Genomic DNA, 13,865 nt, shown 5'->3' on the forward strand with positions numbered 1-13,865 from the left:
CAGGGAAACCCGCAATGAATTGAGTTTGGGGAACACGGAGGGACTCCATTGAGGACGCAGCCGCGACTGTTACGCCTGGAATGAAGTAGTCCGTGAGCAAATGTCAGGCCCACATGGGGGCACCCACACCCTCCGGAACGGAGGATCGCTGACACGTTACCGCGGTAACTTGTCTACGACTCTATGGGGGCACGGAGGGTGCATTCAAGTCGGCAACCGAATAAGACGCAGTTTTACGGCGTGTTCCACACCCTCTGCAGAATTTCCTTCGCCGGTGGACCAGCCCTACCAGGGCCGGTCCGGCGCCGTTCCGCTGGAGTCGTCCAGGTATTGCTCGCGTTCACGGCCGCTGTTCCGTTCCCGCTCGGCCTGCCGCGCACTGTCCTGAAGTTGGTCCAGCTGGCTTTGCCGCGCCTCTGCCGAAGGGTCGGGCGCGGGCTCCGTCGATGGTGCCGCTGTTGGGCCTGGCCCTTGGGCGGCCGAGCTAAGCTTTCCTTCCAGCCGTTCGGCGGCTTGCCCCAACCGTCCACCGGCCCCGGCTGGCGCGTCCGGCGACAAGCAACCCGGCGCCTCCTTCGCCGCGGACAGTGCGGCCTGGTACAGGGCAGCGGCCGACGCCGGATCCCCGGCCTCCAGCCGTTCGTCACCAAGGCGTTCGATTACCAGGGCCAGGTTGACCCTGATCAGGCATTCATCCCCGGAACCGGCCGGGACGGTGCGGAGAGCCGTTTCGAAGTCGGTCCGGGCTGCCCCGTAGTCTCCGCGCAGCACCGCAGCGCCGCCGGCGGCGAACGGCGCTTTGTGCGGCTCCACCACGTTGGCCACGCCGAGGCCACCGGCGGCGGCGTCCACGCCGGCGGCGTCCCCGGCCGCGTACCGTACGGCAGCATGCTCGGCGAGGACGCCGAGGCTGAGGAGCTTTGCCGCCACGCACAGCGCCAGGAGCACCGGCAGCAGCGACCAGAGCAGCAGGCGACGGCGGCGGACCGGAGGCCTCACCGTACGGCCTCCGCCCGTGCCGGCCGCGGGAGCCCGCGCAGCCGGCGCAGGACCGCCGCCGCTTCGGGCAGGGCCAGCAGGAACGCACCGGCGGCCAACAGCCAATACACCTCGGTCCGGGCCGCGACGGAACCGTCGCCGTCCGAGTGTTCCGCCTTTCCCGGGTGCGCCTGCCGCATCATGTCCGCCACCGGGGCGCCCGCGTCCCGATGCACGTACGGTAGGCCCAGTTGCGCCGAAATGGTCCGGAGCCGTCCCTCGTCGATGACGGAGCGTGCGTCCCCTGCGCCGTTGTCCTGGACATATCCGCCGTGCGGTCCTGTCCCAGCGCCGCCGGCAGAGCCGTCGCCGGCGTCCAGGCCGGAGTTTTCCTTCATCCGGCCGCCCTCCGCCGTGCCATAGCCGAGGACCGCTCCCCCAGCCACCAGTCCGGCGTCGAACGCCATTGCCTCCGGTTCCGTGCCGCTGGTCTGTTCCCCGTCACCCAGGTAGTACACCAGCCGCGGGCGGCCGGGGTGGCTGTCCCGGGCGGCGGCCAGCCGCTCTGCGAGGACCTGCCTGGCGGCGGTGATGCTGCTGCCCTTGGCGTACGCGGTGACTTGGGGCTCGAGGACGTCGGTGATGGTCTCAAGGGCCAGGGTATCGGTGCTCAACGGCATCCGGACATGGGCGGTGGTGTCGAAGGTGATGACTGAAAAACGCGCGCCCGGCAGCTGTTCCGCAATGGCCTTGATGTCCTTGCGGACGCCTTCCAGCCTCGGGGTTGCGCCGCCGTAGTCCTCGGCCACCATGCTGGTGGTGGTGTCCACCACGAAGAACACGTTGAGGTCCGTCGAGGCGGCCGGCACGTTACCGCCGGGCAGGCCGGGCCGCAGGGCTGCTGCCCCGACGAGCAGGACGACGGCGGAACGCCTGAACCATGCACGGCGCCCCGGCCCGGCGGGACGTGGCGGCGTGCCATGCCGGCCGCGCCTCAGCGGTGGCTGCACCTGCCACAGTGCAGCGCAGAGTACCAGTGCTGACAGAGCTGCGGTGGCCAGCGGTACTCCGGGAACCTCCGTCAGCACGGCCCGCGGCGCTCCCTGGATTGCAGCAGCCTCGGTCTTTTCGACGCCGGACACGATCCCGGCCACGGCGTCAGGGCTGTCCAGGGCGTAGTAGGAGCCGCCCGTAGACTCCGCCGCAGCCCGCAGCCGGGCGCCCGGCTGGTCCGTCCCGGCGCCGTAGTCAACGTCTCCCGGATTCAGGGCGTAGACGTGCACCGACCTTTCCTTGGCCAGTTGCGCCGCCTGCTCCAGGGTCATGATGGGTTTGCCGGAAAGGAAGTTATCAGTGGCCAGCACTACCGACCGCGAGCGCTGCGGTCCGGCGGCACCCGGGCCGGTGGCGCCCTGGAAACTGTTCAGGCAGGACGCCAGGCCATCGCCGATCAGCGAGGAACCACGGCCGCTCCAGGTGCCGTCCAGGAATCCGGAGCTGCCGGGCTTGCCGTCGAAAGCGTCCTTGGCGGCCTGGAGTTGCTCCTGGGCGTAAGCGTAATCGTCCGTCAGCGGGAACACCTGGACAGCGCTGCTGTCGAAAATGGTCAGGCCGATCCGCTCGCCGTCGAACTTCCTGGCCAGGCCGGCGAAGACGTCCACCACTGCGGCGTCGGCGTTGCTCATGGAGCCGGATGCGTCCAGGCACAGCATGATGTCCCGGTTGTGCTGCTCCGGCCTGGTGGTTGCCACGTCCACGGGGCGGGCAGCAGCCACCGCCGTCGAGGCCAGCAGCAGGGCACACGCGGTCCCGGCCACGAGCAGCCATCTCCGGTGCCGCCGAAGGGCTGCCTGGTATTCCGGCAGCGCGGTGAGCCGGTCCGCGTGGGCCACCGGACGGCGTCGAACGTCTTCCCGTCCGTTGCGCCGCAGCCCGGCCCACACGGCCCACGCCACGGCAGCGGCAGCCGGCAGCAGCACCCACCACAACATCAACTCCATGCGCGCACCACCGCCGAAGTCCGTGCCGCGGAGGCGCCCACGGAGGGCAGCGGACCGGGCCCGAATTCGGCCGGGTAGAGGGCTTCGACCGCGTCCGCGGCCGCAGGAAGCGGGTGCTGCGCCAGGTCCTGCTGCGTCATCCGGGTGGCGTCCACCCCGGTGGCGTCCCGGACGAATCCGCGCAGGAGCATGCTGATCTGCTGGTGCGCGGCCCGGGCGTCGAGGGTGCCCGCTGCAGCATCGCGTTCCACGTCACGGATGCGCTGCAGGTAGGCGGCCTTGAGCGACGGGAGGTCTGTCAGGGCGGGACGCGCCGGTGCGGAACCGGAAGCGCGGCCGGCACGGGAGCTTAACCACACGAAGGCGTACCAGCCGGCCACCAGGGCCAGGATTGCCGCTCCGCACCACACCCATGCGGGGTTGTACGGCAGCGGTCCGTAGAATCCGGGGTCAGCCTGCACGCCGGTGCCTTTCCAGCAGGGCAAACAGGCCGGTCATGACGTCGTCGCTGGCGGCCACATCCCCCTCAACGATCCCCGCAGCACGCAGCATGGCCTTGCGCTCCGCATCGCGCTGGGCGGCCGCGGTGGCATAGGCGGCCGCCACGCCGGCCGCCGCCGCAGGCTGCCAGGCCAGGACCGCGGAATCGGCGACGCTGAAGGAATCGGCTGTGGAAGACTCCCGTATTTCCTGGCTGGACGGCGCCAGGTCCGCGTCCCGGACCGTCAGCCAGAGGATCTCGTGCTGCGCGCGGAGCCTGCGGAGGAGCCGGCCCGTGGCGTCATCAGCGGGCAGTTCATCCGCGACGACGAACAACAGGCGGCGGCCCTTGACGTTGCCGGCCACGTGCTGCAACTGGTCCTGGAGCCTGCTCGGGGGGCCGTCCAGCCTGGTGTTGGTGTCGACGTGCCTCAGCAGCCGCTCCAGGTGCTCCTCACCGCCCTTAGCGGGCAGGGACCGGGTGGTGGAAGAGTCGCCGCAGACCAGGCCCACCACATCCCCATGGCGGAGGGCAAGGTAGCCCAGGACTCCCAGTGCGAGGATGGCAATGTCCTTCTTTGCCTCCCCGGATTTGGCATCCGCAGCCATGTTGCGCCCGGTATCGGTAACGAGGAGGACTGTTTGCCTCCGGACTGCCACATAGCGCCGGATCAGGGGTGAGCCGTGGCGCGCCGAGGCCTTCCAGTCGATGTCGCGGACCTCGTCACCGGGAACGTAGGCGCGCAGGTCATCGAAGTCGAGGCTGCGGCCACGGAAGACGGAACCGTATTCGCCGTCGAGCATTCCCCGGGCTTTCCGCTGCGCGAAGATGGCCATCTTCGACTTCACGCGCTGGAGCAGGCTTGGCATGCGGGGTCAGGGGGTCTGAACGGCTGCGACGATGGCGTCGATCACCGATTCGACCGGTACTTGCTCGGCCACGGCGTCAAAGTTCAGGATCAGCCGGTGCCGCAGCACCCGGTGGGCCAGCGACCTGACGTCCTCGGGGATGACGTGGTCGCGGCCATTCAACAGGGCCACCGCACGGGACGCCTGGCTGAAGGCGATGCTGGCGCGGGGGCTGGCGCCGAATTCGATGAATCCGGCAAGCCGGGAGTCGATGTACTGCGAAGCATGCCGGGTCACGTACACCAGCCCCACGATGTAGTTGATCACCGCAGGATCAATGTAGATCCGCCTGGCGAGGGCCTGGATTTCGGTGATGGCGTCGAGGGAGGCGGCGGCAGCAGGCTTCTGGTCCGCGGTGAAGATGCCGGCATCGATCCTGCGGATAATCTCCGCTTCCTCCGCAGGCGAGGGGTAGTCCAGCACATCCTTGAGCATGAAGCGGTCCATTTGGGCTTCGGGGAGCTGGTATGTGCCTTCCTGCTCGATCGGGTTCTGGGTGGCCAGGACCAGGAACGGTGAGGGCAGCCGGTAGTCCTGGCCGCCGATGGAGGTCTGGCGTTCCTGCATGGCCTCCAGCATGGCGCTCTGGGTCTTGGCGCTGGAGCGGTTGATCTCGTCCAGCAGCACGATGTTTGCGTGCACCGGACCCAGCTGGGTGACGAAAGTTCCTTTGGCGGCGTCGTAGATCTGGGTTCCCACAATGTCGCTGGGCAGCAGGTCCGGGGTGCACTGGATCCGGCGGAACTCGGCGCTGACGGCCTCGGCCACCGTTTGCGCCGCAGTGGTTTTCGCCAGTCCCGGGACGCTTTCGAGGAGGATGTGGCCGCCGGTCAGCAGGCCCACCAGGAGCGATTCGCGCAGCCGGGACTGCCCCACCACCTTGGCGTCGAAACTGCGGGAAATGTTCGCGACCACCTGCTGCGCCCTGGCCAGCTCCGCCGGTTCGATTCTTGCGGGCACGCTGGTCGAAAGCACTGGTATTCCCCCTGGTGACGGTGATGGAGTCGCGGGCCGGGCCGGCCGTGTCCCGCCCGCCATCCTATCCAAGACCGCGGGGCCCGGAACGGCAATGGGCACCCCTCCCCATGCGGGCCGGGCAGGTCTATCCTTTTGCCATGACCGAGCTTCCAGACAGTTACAAGGAGTACCTCGCCGGCAAGAACCAGTTGTTCGTCGACACCGTCAGGCCGGTCCTGATGCAGTCCGCGGCGGACAAACTGCACGGCGTCCGCGTGGTGGACACCCACCACGGACACCAAGCCCACCTGGACGATACCCTCCCCTTCGGGGTGGTGCTGGAGGACATCGACTAACCCCTGACAGCTCCCGACAGCGCCAACGGGTTGCCGGCGCCGCGCGCCACGATGCCGTAGAGGGCCAGCACCGGCAGGGAGTACAGGATGGAGAACGCGGCCAGCTGGCCATACGCCACGGCCCCGTACTGGCCGAAAAAGCCGAAGATCGATACCGCCGCCGGCTGGTTGGCTTCAGAGAGCAGGAGCACGAACGGTACGAAGAAGTTCCCCCAAGCCTGGATGAACACGAAGATAAACACCACGCCCAGGCCCGGGCCCATGAGCGGCAGCACGATTGAACGCAAGGCAGCCAGCCGGGACGCCCCGTCCACCCAGGCGGCCTCCTCCACGGCCAAGGGCACCGCATCCATGAAGTTCCTGGTCATCCAGATGGCCATGGGCAGGCTGGTCGCGGACAGGAACAGCACTGTGGCGGGCAAGGAATCCAACAGCTGAAGCTGAACGAACAATCCGTACACCGGAACCATGATGGCCGTCACCGGCAGGCAGGTGCCGAACAGGATGCCGTAGAGGAACGGGGTGTTGAACCGCGACCGGAAACGGGAGAGCGGATAGGCAGCCAATACGGCCGCTGCCAGCGTCACGGCACCGGTCCCTGCAGAAAGCAACAGGCTGTTCCACAGCGGCCGGAACAGCAGCTCCGGGGTGAGGACTGCGGAAAAATTGTCCAGGGCAGGCCGCAGCGGAACTTTGGTGCCATGCCCGGCGGCCGGGTCCAGCGAACCGAGGACCAGCCACAGCAGCGGCAGCACGAAGCACGCGCCGATCACCAGCAGGACGGCATCCGCCACCGCGCTCCCCCGCGGACGGCGGCGGGCCCGTGGCCGGAGGGCAGTCCGTGCGGCGGTCACGGCTTCTGCTCCCGCAAGAGTCGAAGATAGGCGGCCCCGAACACTGCCCCGATCAGGATCAGCACCGAAGCGACCGCCGTGCCATAGCCGATATCGCCGAATTTGAAGGCCTCCTGGTAGGCCATGACGGGCAATGTGGAGCTGCCGTTGGCCGGACCGCCCGCGGTCATGACCCAGATCAGGGTGAACACGGCCAGGGTCTGCAGCGTGACCAGCATCAGGTTGGTGGCGATGCTGCCCCGGATCACCGGCAGGGTGATGAACACCAGCCGCTGCCAGGCGCCGGCACCGTCCATGTGTGCCGCTTCGGTGAGCTCGGCCGGCACCCCGCCCAGCGCCGCGCGGTACACCAGCATGGAGAAGGCGGTGCCACGCCACACGTTCGCCATGATCACGGCCAGCATGGGCACGGCGTAGAGCCAGTCGACCTCCGCCAGTCCCATCCCGCCGAGCAACTGGTTGAGCGTCCCGTCGCGGCTGAAGAAGGCGTAGGCAGCGAAAGCCGCCACGATTTCGGGCAAGACCCAGGCGGCAACGACGGCGGTACCCACCACCGCCGAGACTGCGGGCCGTGCCCGGCGCAGAAGGACCGCCAGGGCCAGTCCCAGGACGTTCTGGCCCAGAACGGCGGAGCCGCCCACGAACAGCACCGTCAGGGCCAGCGAGAGCGGGAACACCGGGTCCTGCAACAGCCGCTGGTAGTTCTCCAGACCCACCCATTCCGGGTTCCTGGCATGCCGGCCGGTCAGTCCGGCATTGGTCAGCGAGGCCTGGAACGCCCACAGCACCGGGCCCGCCAGGAAGACAGCAAGCAGCAGGACGGCCGGCAGGACCGGCAGGTAGCGGGCGAGCTGCCGACGTTGGTGGTGGCGTGCCACCGCTACTTCCGGACGGTCTTGTCGCCGCCCACGATGCCTGCCACGGCCGTGTCGTAGTCGGCGGCCGCCTGCTCCGGGGTCCTCTTGCCCGTGATGACGGCTTCGGTGGCCTCCTGGACGGCAGCGGAGATCCGGGGGTAGTCCGAGGTGGCGGGGCGGTATCGGGTCACCGACACCAGGCTGGACACGTCTTTGACGAAGGGGTTGGCGGACTGGTAGCCCGGATCGGCTGCGACGTCGGTGCGGACGGCGATCTGTGAACTGGCGACCGTGAACTGCAGGGAGTTCTTTGCATTCAGCGCCGTGGTCAGGAACGTGAAGGCGAGGTCAGGCTGCTTGGTTTCCGCGCCCACGGCCAAGGTCCAGCCGCCGGACATGCTCACGGCACCCGGTGCCCCGCCGTTCTGCGTGGGGAACGGGGCCACGCCCATGTCCTGCGCGTACGCCGGCCATTCATAGCTTCCACCTTTTTGCCAGAACGACGGCGTATAGGAGCCTTCCACGGTGGCGCCCAACTGTGCTTTCGGAAACCAGTCCCCGAACACCTTCTTCCAGACGTTCGGGTCCAGCGCATCGGCAGGCGGCACTGCGAGGCCCTCCTGGTAAAGCGTCTGGAGGAAGGCGAGTGAATCCTTGAAGCCTGCTGAGCCGACGACCCACTTTTTCGCATCCTGGTCATAGAGGCCGGCACCGGTGCCGTAGAGCAGCTCGTAGAACCCCTGCATCACTGTTCCCTCGCCGGTGCCTTTGCCGGCGTACATGTTGAACGGGATCACGGCGGGGTTCGAGGCCTTGATCTTCCTGGCGGTGTCCAGGATGTCCTGCCAGGTGGCCGGGCGCCAGGGCAGCGCGATGCCCGCGGCTTCAAAGACTTTCTTGTTGTACCAGATGGCCCGTGTGTCGGTGCCCAGCGGCACTGCGTAGGTGCCGCCGTCGTCCGCCTTCCCGGCTTCCTTCGCGCCGGCGTCGAACTTGTCCCAGTCTTCCCACGCCGCCAGCCGGCTGTCCAGGTTCAAGAGGTACCCGGCATCCACGTCCGAACGGACCTTGAAAGTGTCTTCGTAAAAAACGTCGGGGGCGGTGGCAGGCGACCTGAGCGCGAGGGCCAGTTTGGTGCCGTAGTCGTCGTCGTTTGCCTGGATGGGCTGGAGTTCAACTGTGATGCCCTGGTGCGCTGCTTCGAACTCCTTCTTGGCGTCCTGGAACATGGTGTCCAGTGCGGTGAAGGAATCCGTCTTCTGGTAGGCCACCTTGATCGTCTTGCCGCCTGCAGGATCGGCGGGAGTACAGCCGGCGAGGGCCAGTGCTGCGGCGGCCAGCAGGGACACCGTGGCGGATACCCGGCGAAGCATGGTCCGGTCAGCTTTCCAGCAGCAGCCGCTGGGCGCGGGGCGCGAGGGTATGTTCCAGGACCAGCGATGCTGCGCCGATGGCGCCCACGTCCTCGCCTACGCCGGTGCCCACAACCTCGATGGGGTGGATCAGGCGGGCGGCGCTGTTGGTATCCAGGAGGGACGGGATCAGCTCCAGGTAGCGTTGGGACAGGCACGTCCAGAACGGTCCCCCGAAGACAACCCGTTCAACATCCAGGGTGTTGGTGACCACTGAAACTGCGCGTGCCACCAGGACGGCTGACTTGTCCAGGATGGCGGAGGCCCGTTCGTCCCCGCCGTAGGCGCGTGCGCAGAGATCGGCGAAGCTCTGCTTGATTTCGGCGGCACTGCTGGCGGGGGGCCCTTCCAGGATGCCGGCCGCTTCCGCCTCTGCCACCAGCACCTGCGGGATGCAGGAGGATTTGACGCAGCCCCGCTGGCCGCAGTCGCAGGGAGGGCCGTCCGGATCCACCACGATGTGGCCGATCTCGCCGGCATTGCCGGAGGTTCCGCGAATGACCTCGTCGTTGAGGACGATGCCGCAGCCGATGCCGGTCCCCATGTACATGAAGACGAAGCTCCCCGCGCCGCTGGGGCCGCCCGCCCAGGTTTCCGCCACGGCCGCGCTGGTGACGTCCTTGTCCACCAGCACCGAGTAGCCGGTGGCCCTGGCCAGCGCCTCACGCAGTTCCACCCGGTCCCAGCCCGGCAGCAGCGGCGGGTCCACCACGGTGCCGTTGTCCAGGTCGATGGGGCCGGGAGCGGCCACGCCCACGCCTGCGATGCGGCTGCGGTCCACGCCGGAATCGGTGACGAGCTGCGCCAGTTCCGCGGCGATGGTGGTGATGACGGCGGAGGGATCGTTCCCGCCCGGGGTCTTGATGCGTGAATGCCGGACCACCGCCCCCACGAGGTCCAGGACCACGAACGTGGTCACTGCCGGGTCAAGGTGGACACCCAAGGCGTACATTCCGCCAGGGTTGAGCCGCAGGATGGTGCGTGGCTTGCCCGGTCCGCTGCCCTCTTTGCCGGCTTCCACGATCAGGTTCTGGTCCAGCAGGCGCCGGGAAATATTGGAGATGGTCTGCGGGGACAGGCCCACGATCTGCGCGAGTTCCACGCGGCTCAAACCGCCGGTGGTCCTGCGGATCGCGTCGAGGATGACGGTGAGGTTGAAATCCCCCATCCTGGGCAAGTTGGTTCCGCGCCTCGGAGAAGATTGGCGGATCTCAGACACGGTGTCCCCTAAACGTCTTCGGCTACCTGCATACGGTGATGCTTTGAATCGTACGTTACGGGCGGGCGCCCGCCCACATGGCCGGGCGGCGGCGCGGCGCGGGAACGGTCCACGTCAGCGGCGGGTTGGCGGTGGGCGCCGGTCAACGGGTGGCAGCCGCCGGCCCGGATCAGCGGGGACGGCGGACGCTTCGCGTGACGGTGAATTTAGGATTCATGCCTTCCACGACGGTGGGTCCGACGTGCCGTTCCAGCGCCGGCAGGTAGGCAAGGTGCCGGTTGAAGACCGTCCACAGCTCCCCGCCGGCGGCCAGGACGCGTCCTGCCGCCTCGATCATCTTGATCCCGGCGCCCGCGTGGACGCCGGCGCCAACGTGGAAGGGCGGGTTCAGCAGGACGGCATCGGCAGCGCCGTCGGGGAAGGTACTGAGCGCGTCATCCTGCAAGACAGTGATCCGGTCCGCCAGGCCGTTCGCCCGTGCGGTGGCGAGGGCCGACTGCACGGCGGCCGCGGACTGGTCGGTGGCCGTCACGGCGGCGCCAGGGAACTGGCGGGCGTACATGGCGGCGAGGATGCCGGTGCCGCAGCCGAGGTCGACGGCGTGCCGTGCCGGTTTCATGGCGGGCAGGAACGTCAGCAGGAATCGGGTGCCGATGTCCAGTTTGGCGCCGGCGAAGACAGCGCCGTGGGCGGCAACGTCAAGGTCCAGCTCAGCGAGGTGCTCCACCACCGGAAAGCGTGGCGGTGCGGCCGGCTTTGGTCCGGCGGCCAGGACCAGCCGCGACTTTTGCCGGGCGAGCTGCGGCTGGACGGACGCGAAAAAGCGTTCCAGGACCGCGTTCATGCCCAGGGACATGTGTTTGACCCTGCCGCCGGCCAGCAGCAGCACCCCGGGGGCCGCATGGCGGGCGACGGCAGCCGCAATCTCCTCCAGCTCCGCCAGGGTCTTGGGCAGTTGCAGCAGGACAGTTTCCGCGCCTGCCAGGAGCTCAGGCCCGAGGGGCAGCTGGACGAACTCCGTGCCGTCACCGGCGTATCCCGGCAACTGTGCGTCGCATTGCGCGGCGTTCAACCGCAGCGCCCGCTCCCCCGTCACCAGATCCTGGTGCACGCGCAGGGAGGCCGGGGCGAGGACTGCGGAGGCGCCCAAGGTCAGGGCGCCGTAACGGTCACCGATGACGGCAATGGTGCTGCCGGACCGGCCAAGCTGCACAGCGGTGTCCAGGAGCAGCCGGTCCGTGGCGTCCCAGGCGTGGAGGTTGGGCGCTTCAACATCGGGCCGCCGGCGCAGGACATCGAAAATCTCCGCCAGGGTATGTGCTGCCACCGCTGTCCTGCCGCCTTCTGTCGTCCGTGCCGGCCCCGGGTTCCCCGGAGTCACCCCCACGTTACCGTTTCCGCCGCCGGAGCCATCCCGGGCAGTGCCGCGATGGCTGCCACTGCAGCCCGGCCGGCCCGGTTGGCGCCGATGGTGGACGACGACGGACCGTAGCCCACCAGGTGGACGCGCGGCTCAGCTGCCACCTGGGTTCCTTCCATCGCGATCCCGCCGCCCGGTCCGCGGAGGTGGAGCGGGGCAAGGTGTTCCAGTTCGGCCCTGAAGCCGGTGGCCCACAGGATGACGTCCGCCGTCAGGAAACTGCCATCGGCGCGGCGGACTCCGTCCGGTTCGATGGACGTGAACATGGGCTGCCGGTCAAGGACGCCGCGCTCCCGTGCTGCGCGGAGCGCCGGAGTCCAGATGAGTCCGGTCGCCGATACGACGCTTTGCGGCGGGAGGCCCCGGCGGACACGGTCCTCCACCAGGGCCACTGCGTCGTGCCCGGCCCGGGCATCGAAAGGGGCGTCCCGCCAGACCGGTTCCCGGCGCGTGAACCAGCTGGTGGACGTCACCCGGGAAATCTCGTCCAGCAGGCCGACGGCGGAGATGCCGCCGCCCACCACAATCACGTGCTTGCCCGTGAATTCAGCGGCGGAGACGTAGTCGGCAACGTGCAGCTGCCGGCCGCGGAATGAGGACCGGCCCGGGTAGATGGGCCAGAACGGGCGGCTCCAGGTGCCTGTGGCGTTGATGAGGGCCCTGGCGCTCCAGACGCCGTCGGACGTCTCCACCCTCAGCCGTCCGGCCGGGTCCTCGTCTTCCCGCCGGACAGCACGCACTTTGACGGGCCGGTGCACGGCAAGGCCCAGGGCGGCCTCGTAGCCGCCAAAGTAGCGGGTCAGGAATTGGGAGCTGGGCTCGGTTGGATCGACGTCCGGTTTGGGGATCCCCGGCAAGTCGCTGATTCCGTTGACCGTTGCCATGCGCAGGCTCTTCCACCGATGCCGCCAGGCACCGCCCGGACCGTCCTCGGCGTCGAGCACCGCAAAATCGAATCTCCGGCGCTGCAGGTGGTAGGCGGCGGACAGGCCGGCTTGGCCCGCCCCGATGACCACCACATCGGTCGGCTCAGGAATCACTCCCCAATGATAGTCGCGGAGGGCAGCACAGCCTTAGGGTGGGCCCATGGACACTGCGGGAGCCGCCAAGGCCACGGGACATGCTGACCGGCTGGCAACAGCGTTGGGGGTGGTGCTGGGGACGGATCGGATCCCCTTGCGCCTGAGGGCCTGGGATGGCTCCGAGGCCGGGCCCGCGGACGCCCCGGTCCTGGAGTTCAGGTCACGCCGGGCACTCCGGCGGATGCTGTGGTCACCGGGGCAGCTGGGACTGAGCCGGGCGTATGTAGCGGGTGAGATCGACGCTCCGGGAGACGTGTTCGCGGCCTTCGGGGCACTGAGCTCGGCAGGGAAGTTTGCCGAGCCCGGCCCCTTCCGTCCGCCCACTGCCCGCGAACTGTTGCTGCTGGCACGGACTGCGGTCAGGCTGGGCGCGGTAGGTCCCAACCCGGTTCCGCCGCCGGAGGAGGCCCGCATTGCACGGAAGGGCCGGATGCATTCCCGGGGCCGGGATTCTGCCGCCATCTCCCATCACTACGACGTCGGCAATGATTTCTATGCCCTGGTGCTGGGATCCTCCATGGTCTATTCCTGCGCGGTATGGCCGGCCGCCGGCGCGCCGGATCCGCAGGCGCCGGACGTGGGCCTGGACGCCGCGCAGGAGGCCAAACTGGACCTGGTCTGCCGCAAACTGGGCCTCCAGCCCGGGATGCGGGTCCTGGACGTGGGGTGCGGCTGGGGCAGCTTCGCCCTCCACGCGGCCGCCAGGTACGGGGTCAGCGTGGTGGGGGTGACGCTGTCGATGGAACAGGCCGCCCTGGCCGCCAAGCGGGCTGCAGATGCCGGCCTCACCGGCAGCGTGGAGATCCGGGTGCAGGACTACCGGGATGTGCACGACGGACCGTTCGACGCCATCAGCTCCATTGGCATGTCCGAGCACGTGGGCCGGGCCCAGACCCCCTCCTACGCCGCAGCGCTCTTCGGGCTGCTCAAGCCCGGCGGCCGGCTGCTGAACCACGCCATCTCCTGGAATGCCGGCCCCACCAGCCCCGATCCCGACTCGTTCATTCCCCGGTACGTTTTCCCCGACGGGGAAATGATCAGCCTGGGCGAGATGGTGGCCGCCTTGGAAACAGCCCGGTTCGAAGTCCTCGACGTCGAGGCCCTCCGCCGCCACTATGCCCTGACCCTCCGGGCCTGGGTTCGGCGGCTGGAAGAGAACTGGGACGAAGCGGTAGCCCTCGCCGGGGCGGGGCGCGCCAGGGTATGGCGCCTCTACATGGCGGCCAGCGCCCTGGGCTTCGAAAACGGGCTGACCGGCGTCAACCAGGTCCTTGCCCGCCGGCCGGGCGGGGCTGAGCCGCCACTGCGCCGCCACGACTGGTTGTGACACCAGGCCCGGAT

Annotated in this window: 13 protein-coding genes; 2 read left to right on the forward strand and 11 right to left on the reverse strand. The window is 68.7% G+C overall.

The genetic code is table 11. The features are described 5' to 3' along the window. Nucleotides 1–285: 285 nt before the first annotated feature. From DFO47_RS11140 to DFO47_RS11160, 5 genes are read right to left on the reverse strand one after another with little or no spacing between them, the layout of a single operon-like run. Complete coding sequence (locus DFO47_RS11140) at nt 286–999, reverse strand: hypothetical protein (RefSeq protein ID WP_133831655.1); 714 nt, start codon at nt 997–999, stop codon at nt 286–288. After that, nucleotides 996–2,978 carry a VWA domain-containing protein gene (locus DFO47_RS11145; RefSeq protein WP_243835444.1) on the reverse strand — a complete coding sequence of 661 codons (1,983 nt, stop codon included), beginning with the start codon at nt 2,976–2,978 and terminating at the stop codon, nt 996–998. The genes DFO47_RS11140 and DFO47_RS11145 overlap by 4 nt, the downstream gene beginning before the upstream one ends. Next, nucleotides 2,969–3,439: a hypothetical protein gene (locus tag DFO47_RS11150; protein ID WP_133831656.1), complete on the reverse strand. Its 471-nt coding sequence runs from the start codon at nt 3,437–3,439 to the stop codon at nt 2,969–2,971. The genes DFO47_RS11145 and DFO47_RS11150 overlap by 10 nt, the downstream gene beginning before the upstream one ends. Next, entirely contained in the window at nt 3,429–4,328 is a 900-nt protein-coding gene (locus tag DFO47_RS11155) for a DUF58 domain-containing protein (protein ID WP_133831657.1), read from the reverse strand. The genes DFO47_RS11150 and DFO47_RS11155 overlap by 11 nt, the downstream gene beginning before the upstream one ends. 6 nt (nt 4,329–4,334) lie before the next feature. Further along, on the reverse strand, nt 4,335–5,342 hold the full coding sequence (locus tag DFO47_RS11160; RefSeq protein ID WP_109044476.1) for a MoxR family ATPase: 1,008 nt from the start codon (nt 5,340–5,342) through the stop codon (nt 4,335–4,337). A gap of 140 nt (nt 5,343–5,482) precedes the next feature. Here DFO47_RS11160 and DFO47_RS11165 point away from each other — a divergent pair, with 140 nt between their 5' ends. Then, on the forward strand, nt 5,483–5,680 hold the full coding sequence (locus DFO47_RS11165; protein WP_231369860.1) for a hypothetical protein: 198 nt from the start codon (nt 5,483–5,485) through the stop codon (nt 5,678–5,680). Here the strand turns inward: DFO47_RS11165 and DFO47_RS11170 are convergent. The 6 genes from DFO47_RS11170 to DFO47_RS11195 all read right to left on the reverse strand — a co-directional run bounded on the left by DFO47_RS11170 (nt 5,677) and on the right by DFO47_RS11195 (nt 12,482). Further along, on the reverse strand, nt 5,677–6,474 hold the full coding sequence (locus DFO47_RS11170) for a carbohydrate ABC transporter permease (RefSeq protein WP_347876404.1): 798 nt from the start codon (nt 6,472–6,474) through the stop codon (nt 5,677–5,679). The genes DFO47_RS11165 and DFO47_RS11170 overlap by 4 nt on opposite strands. Nucleotides 6,475–6,530: 56 nt before the next feature. Next, complete coding sequence (locus tag DFO47_RS11175; RefSeq protein WP_109044473.1) at nt 6,531–7,412, reverse strand: sugar ABC transporter permease; 882 nt, start codon at nt 7,410–7,412, stop codon at nt 6,531–6,533. Between the two features lie 2 nt (nt 7,413–7,414). Further along, nucleotides 7,415–8,764: an extracellular solute-binding protein gene (locus DFO47_RS11180; protein ID WP_133831659.1), complete on the reverse strand. Its 1,350-nt coding sequence runs from the start codon at nt 8,762–8,764 to the stop codon at nt 7,415–7,417. Nucleotides 8,765–8,771: 7 nt separating this feature from the next. Then, nucleotides 8,772–9,971, reverse strand: a complete 1,200-nt coding sequence (locus tag DFO47_RS11185; RefSeq protein ID WP_133831660.1) for an ROK family transcriptional regulator — start codon at nt 9,969–9,971, stop codon at nt 8,772–8,774. A 220-nt stretch (nt 9,972–10,191) separates the two neighbouring features. Further along, entirely contained in the window at nt 10,192–11,349 is a 1,158-nt protein-coding gene (locus tag DFO47_RS11190) for a class I SAM-dependent methyltransferase (RefSeq protein ID WP_109044470.1), read from the reverse strand. A gap of 50 nt (nt 11,350–11,399) precedes the next feature. Further along, nucleotides 11,400–12,482 (reverse strand): FAD-dependent oxidoreductase, encoded by a 1,083-nt coding sequence (locus tag DFO47_RS11195; RefSeq protein WP_133831661.1) that lies wholly within the window; start codon nt 12,480–12,482, stop codon nt 11,400–11,402. A gap of 46 nt (nt 12,483–12,528) precedes the next feature. On the opposite strand from DFO47_RS11195, the gene DFO47_RS11200 reads away from it, so the two are divergent. Beyond that, on the forward strand, nt 12,529–13,851 hold the full coding sequence (locus DFO47_RS11200; protein WP_133831662.1) for a class I SAM-dependent methyltransferase: 1,323 nt from the start codon (nt 12,529–12,531) through the stop codon (nt 13,849–13,851). The last annotated feature ends 14 nt before the right edge of the window (nt 13,852–13,865 follow it).

This window comes from Arthrobacter sp. AG258 (assembly GCF_004364695.1).
Taxonomy (GTDB): domain Bacteria; phylum Actinomycetota; class Actinomycetes; order Actinomycetales; family Micrococcaceae; genus Arthrobacter.

Excerpts from the sequence above, each read along its gene's own strand:
- DFO47_RS11185 (WP_133831660.1), bottom strand. The coding sequence starts at position 9,971 with ATGGGGGATTTCAACCTCACCGTCATCCTCGACGCGATCCGCAGGACC.
- DFO47_RS11200 (WP_133831662.1), top strand. The coding sequence starts at position 12,529 with ATGGACACTGCGGGAGCCGCCAAGGCCACGGGACATGCTGACCGGCTG.
- DFO47_RS11145 (WP_243835444.1), bottom strand. The coding sequence starts at position 2,978 with ATGGAGTTGATGTTGTGGTGGGTGCTGCTGCCGGCTGCCGCTGCCGTG.
- DFO47_RS11180 (WP_133831659.1), bottom strand. The coding sequence starts at position 8,764 with ATGCTTCGCCGGGTATCCGCCACGGTGTCCCTGCTGGCCGCCGCAGCA.
- DFO47_RS11165 (WP_231369860.1), top strand. The coding sequence starts at position 5,483 with ATGACCGAGCTTCCAGACAGTTACAAGGAGTACCTCGCCGGCAAGAAC.
- DFO47_RS11155 (WP_133831657.1), bottom strand. The coding sequence starts at position 4,328 with ATGCCAAGCCTGCTCCAGCGCGTGAAGTCGAAGATGGCCATCTTCGCG.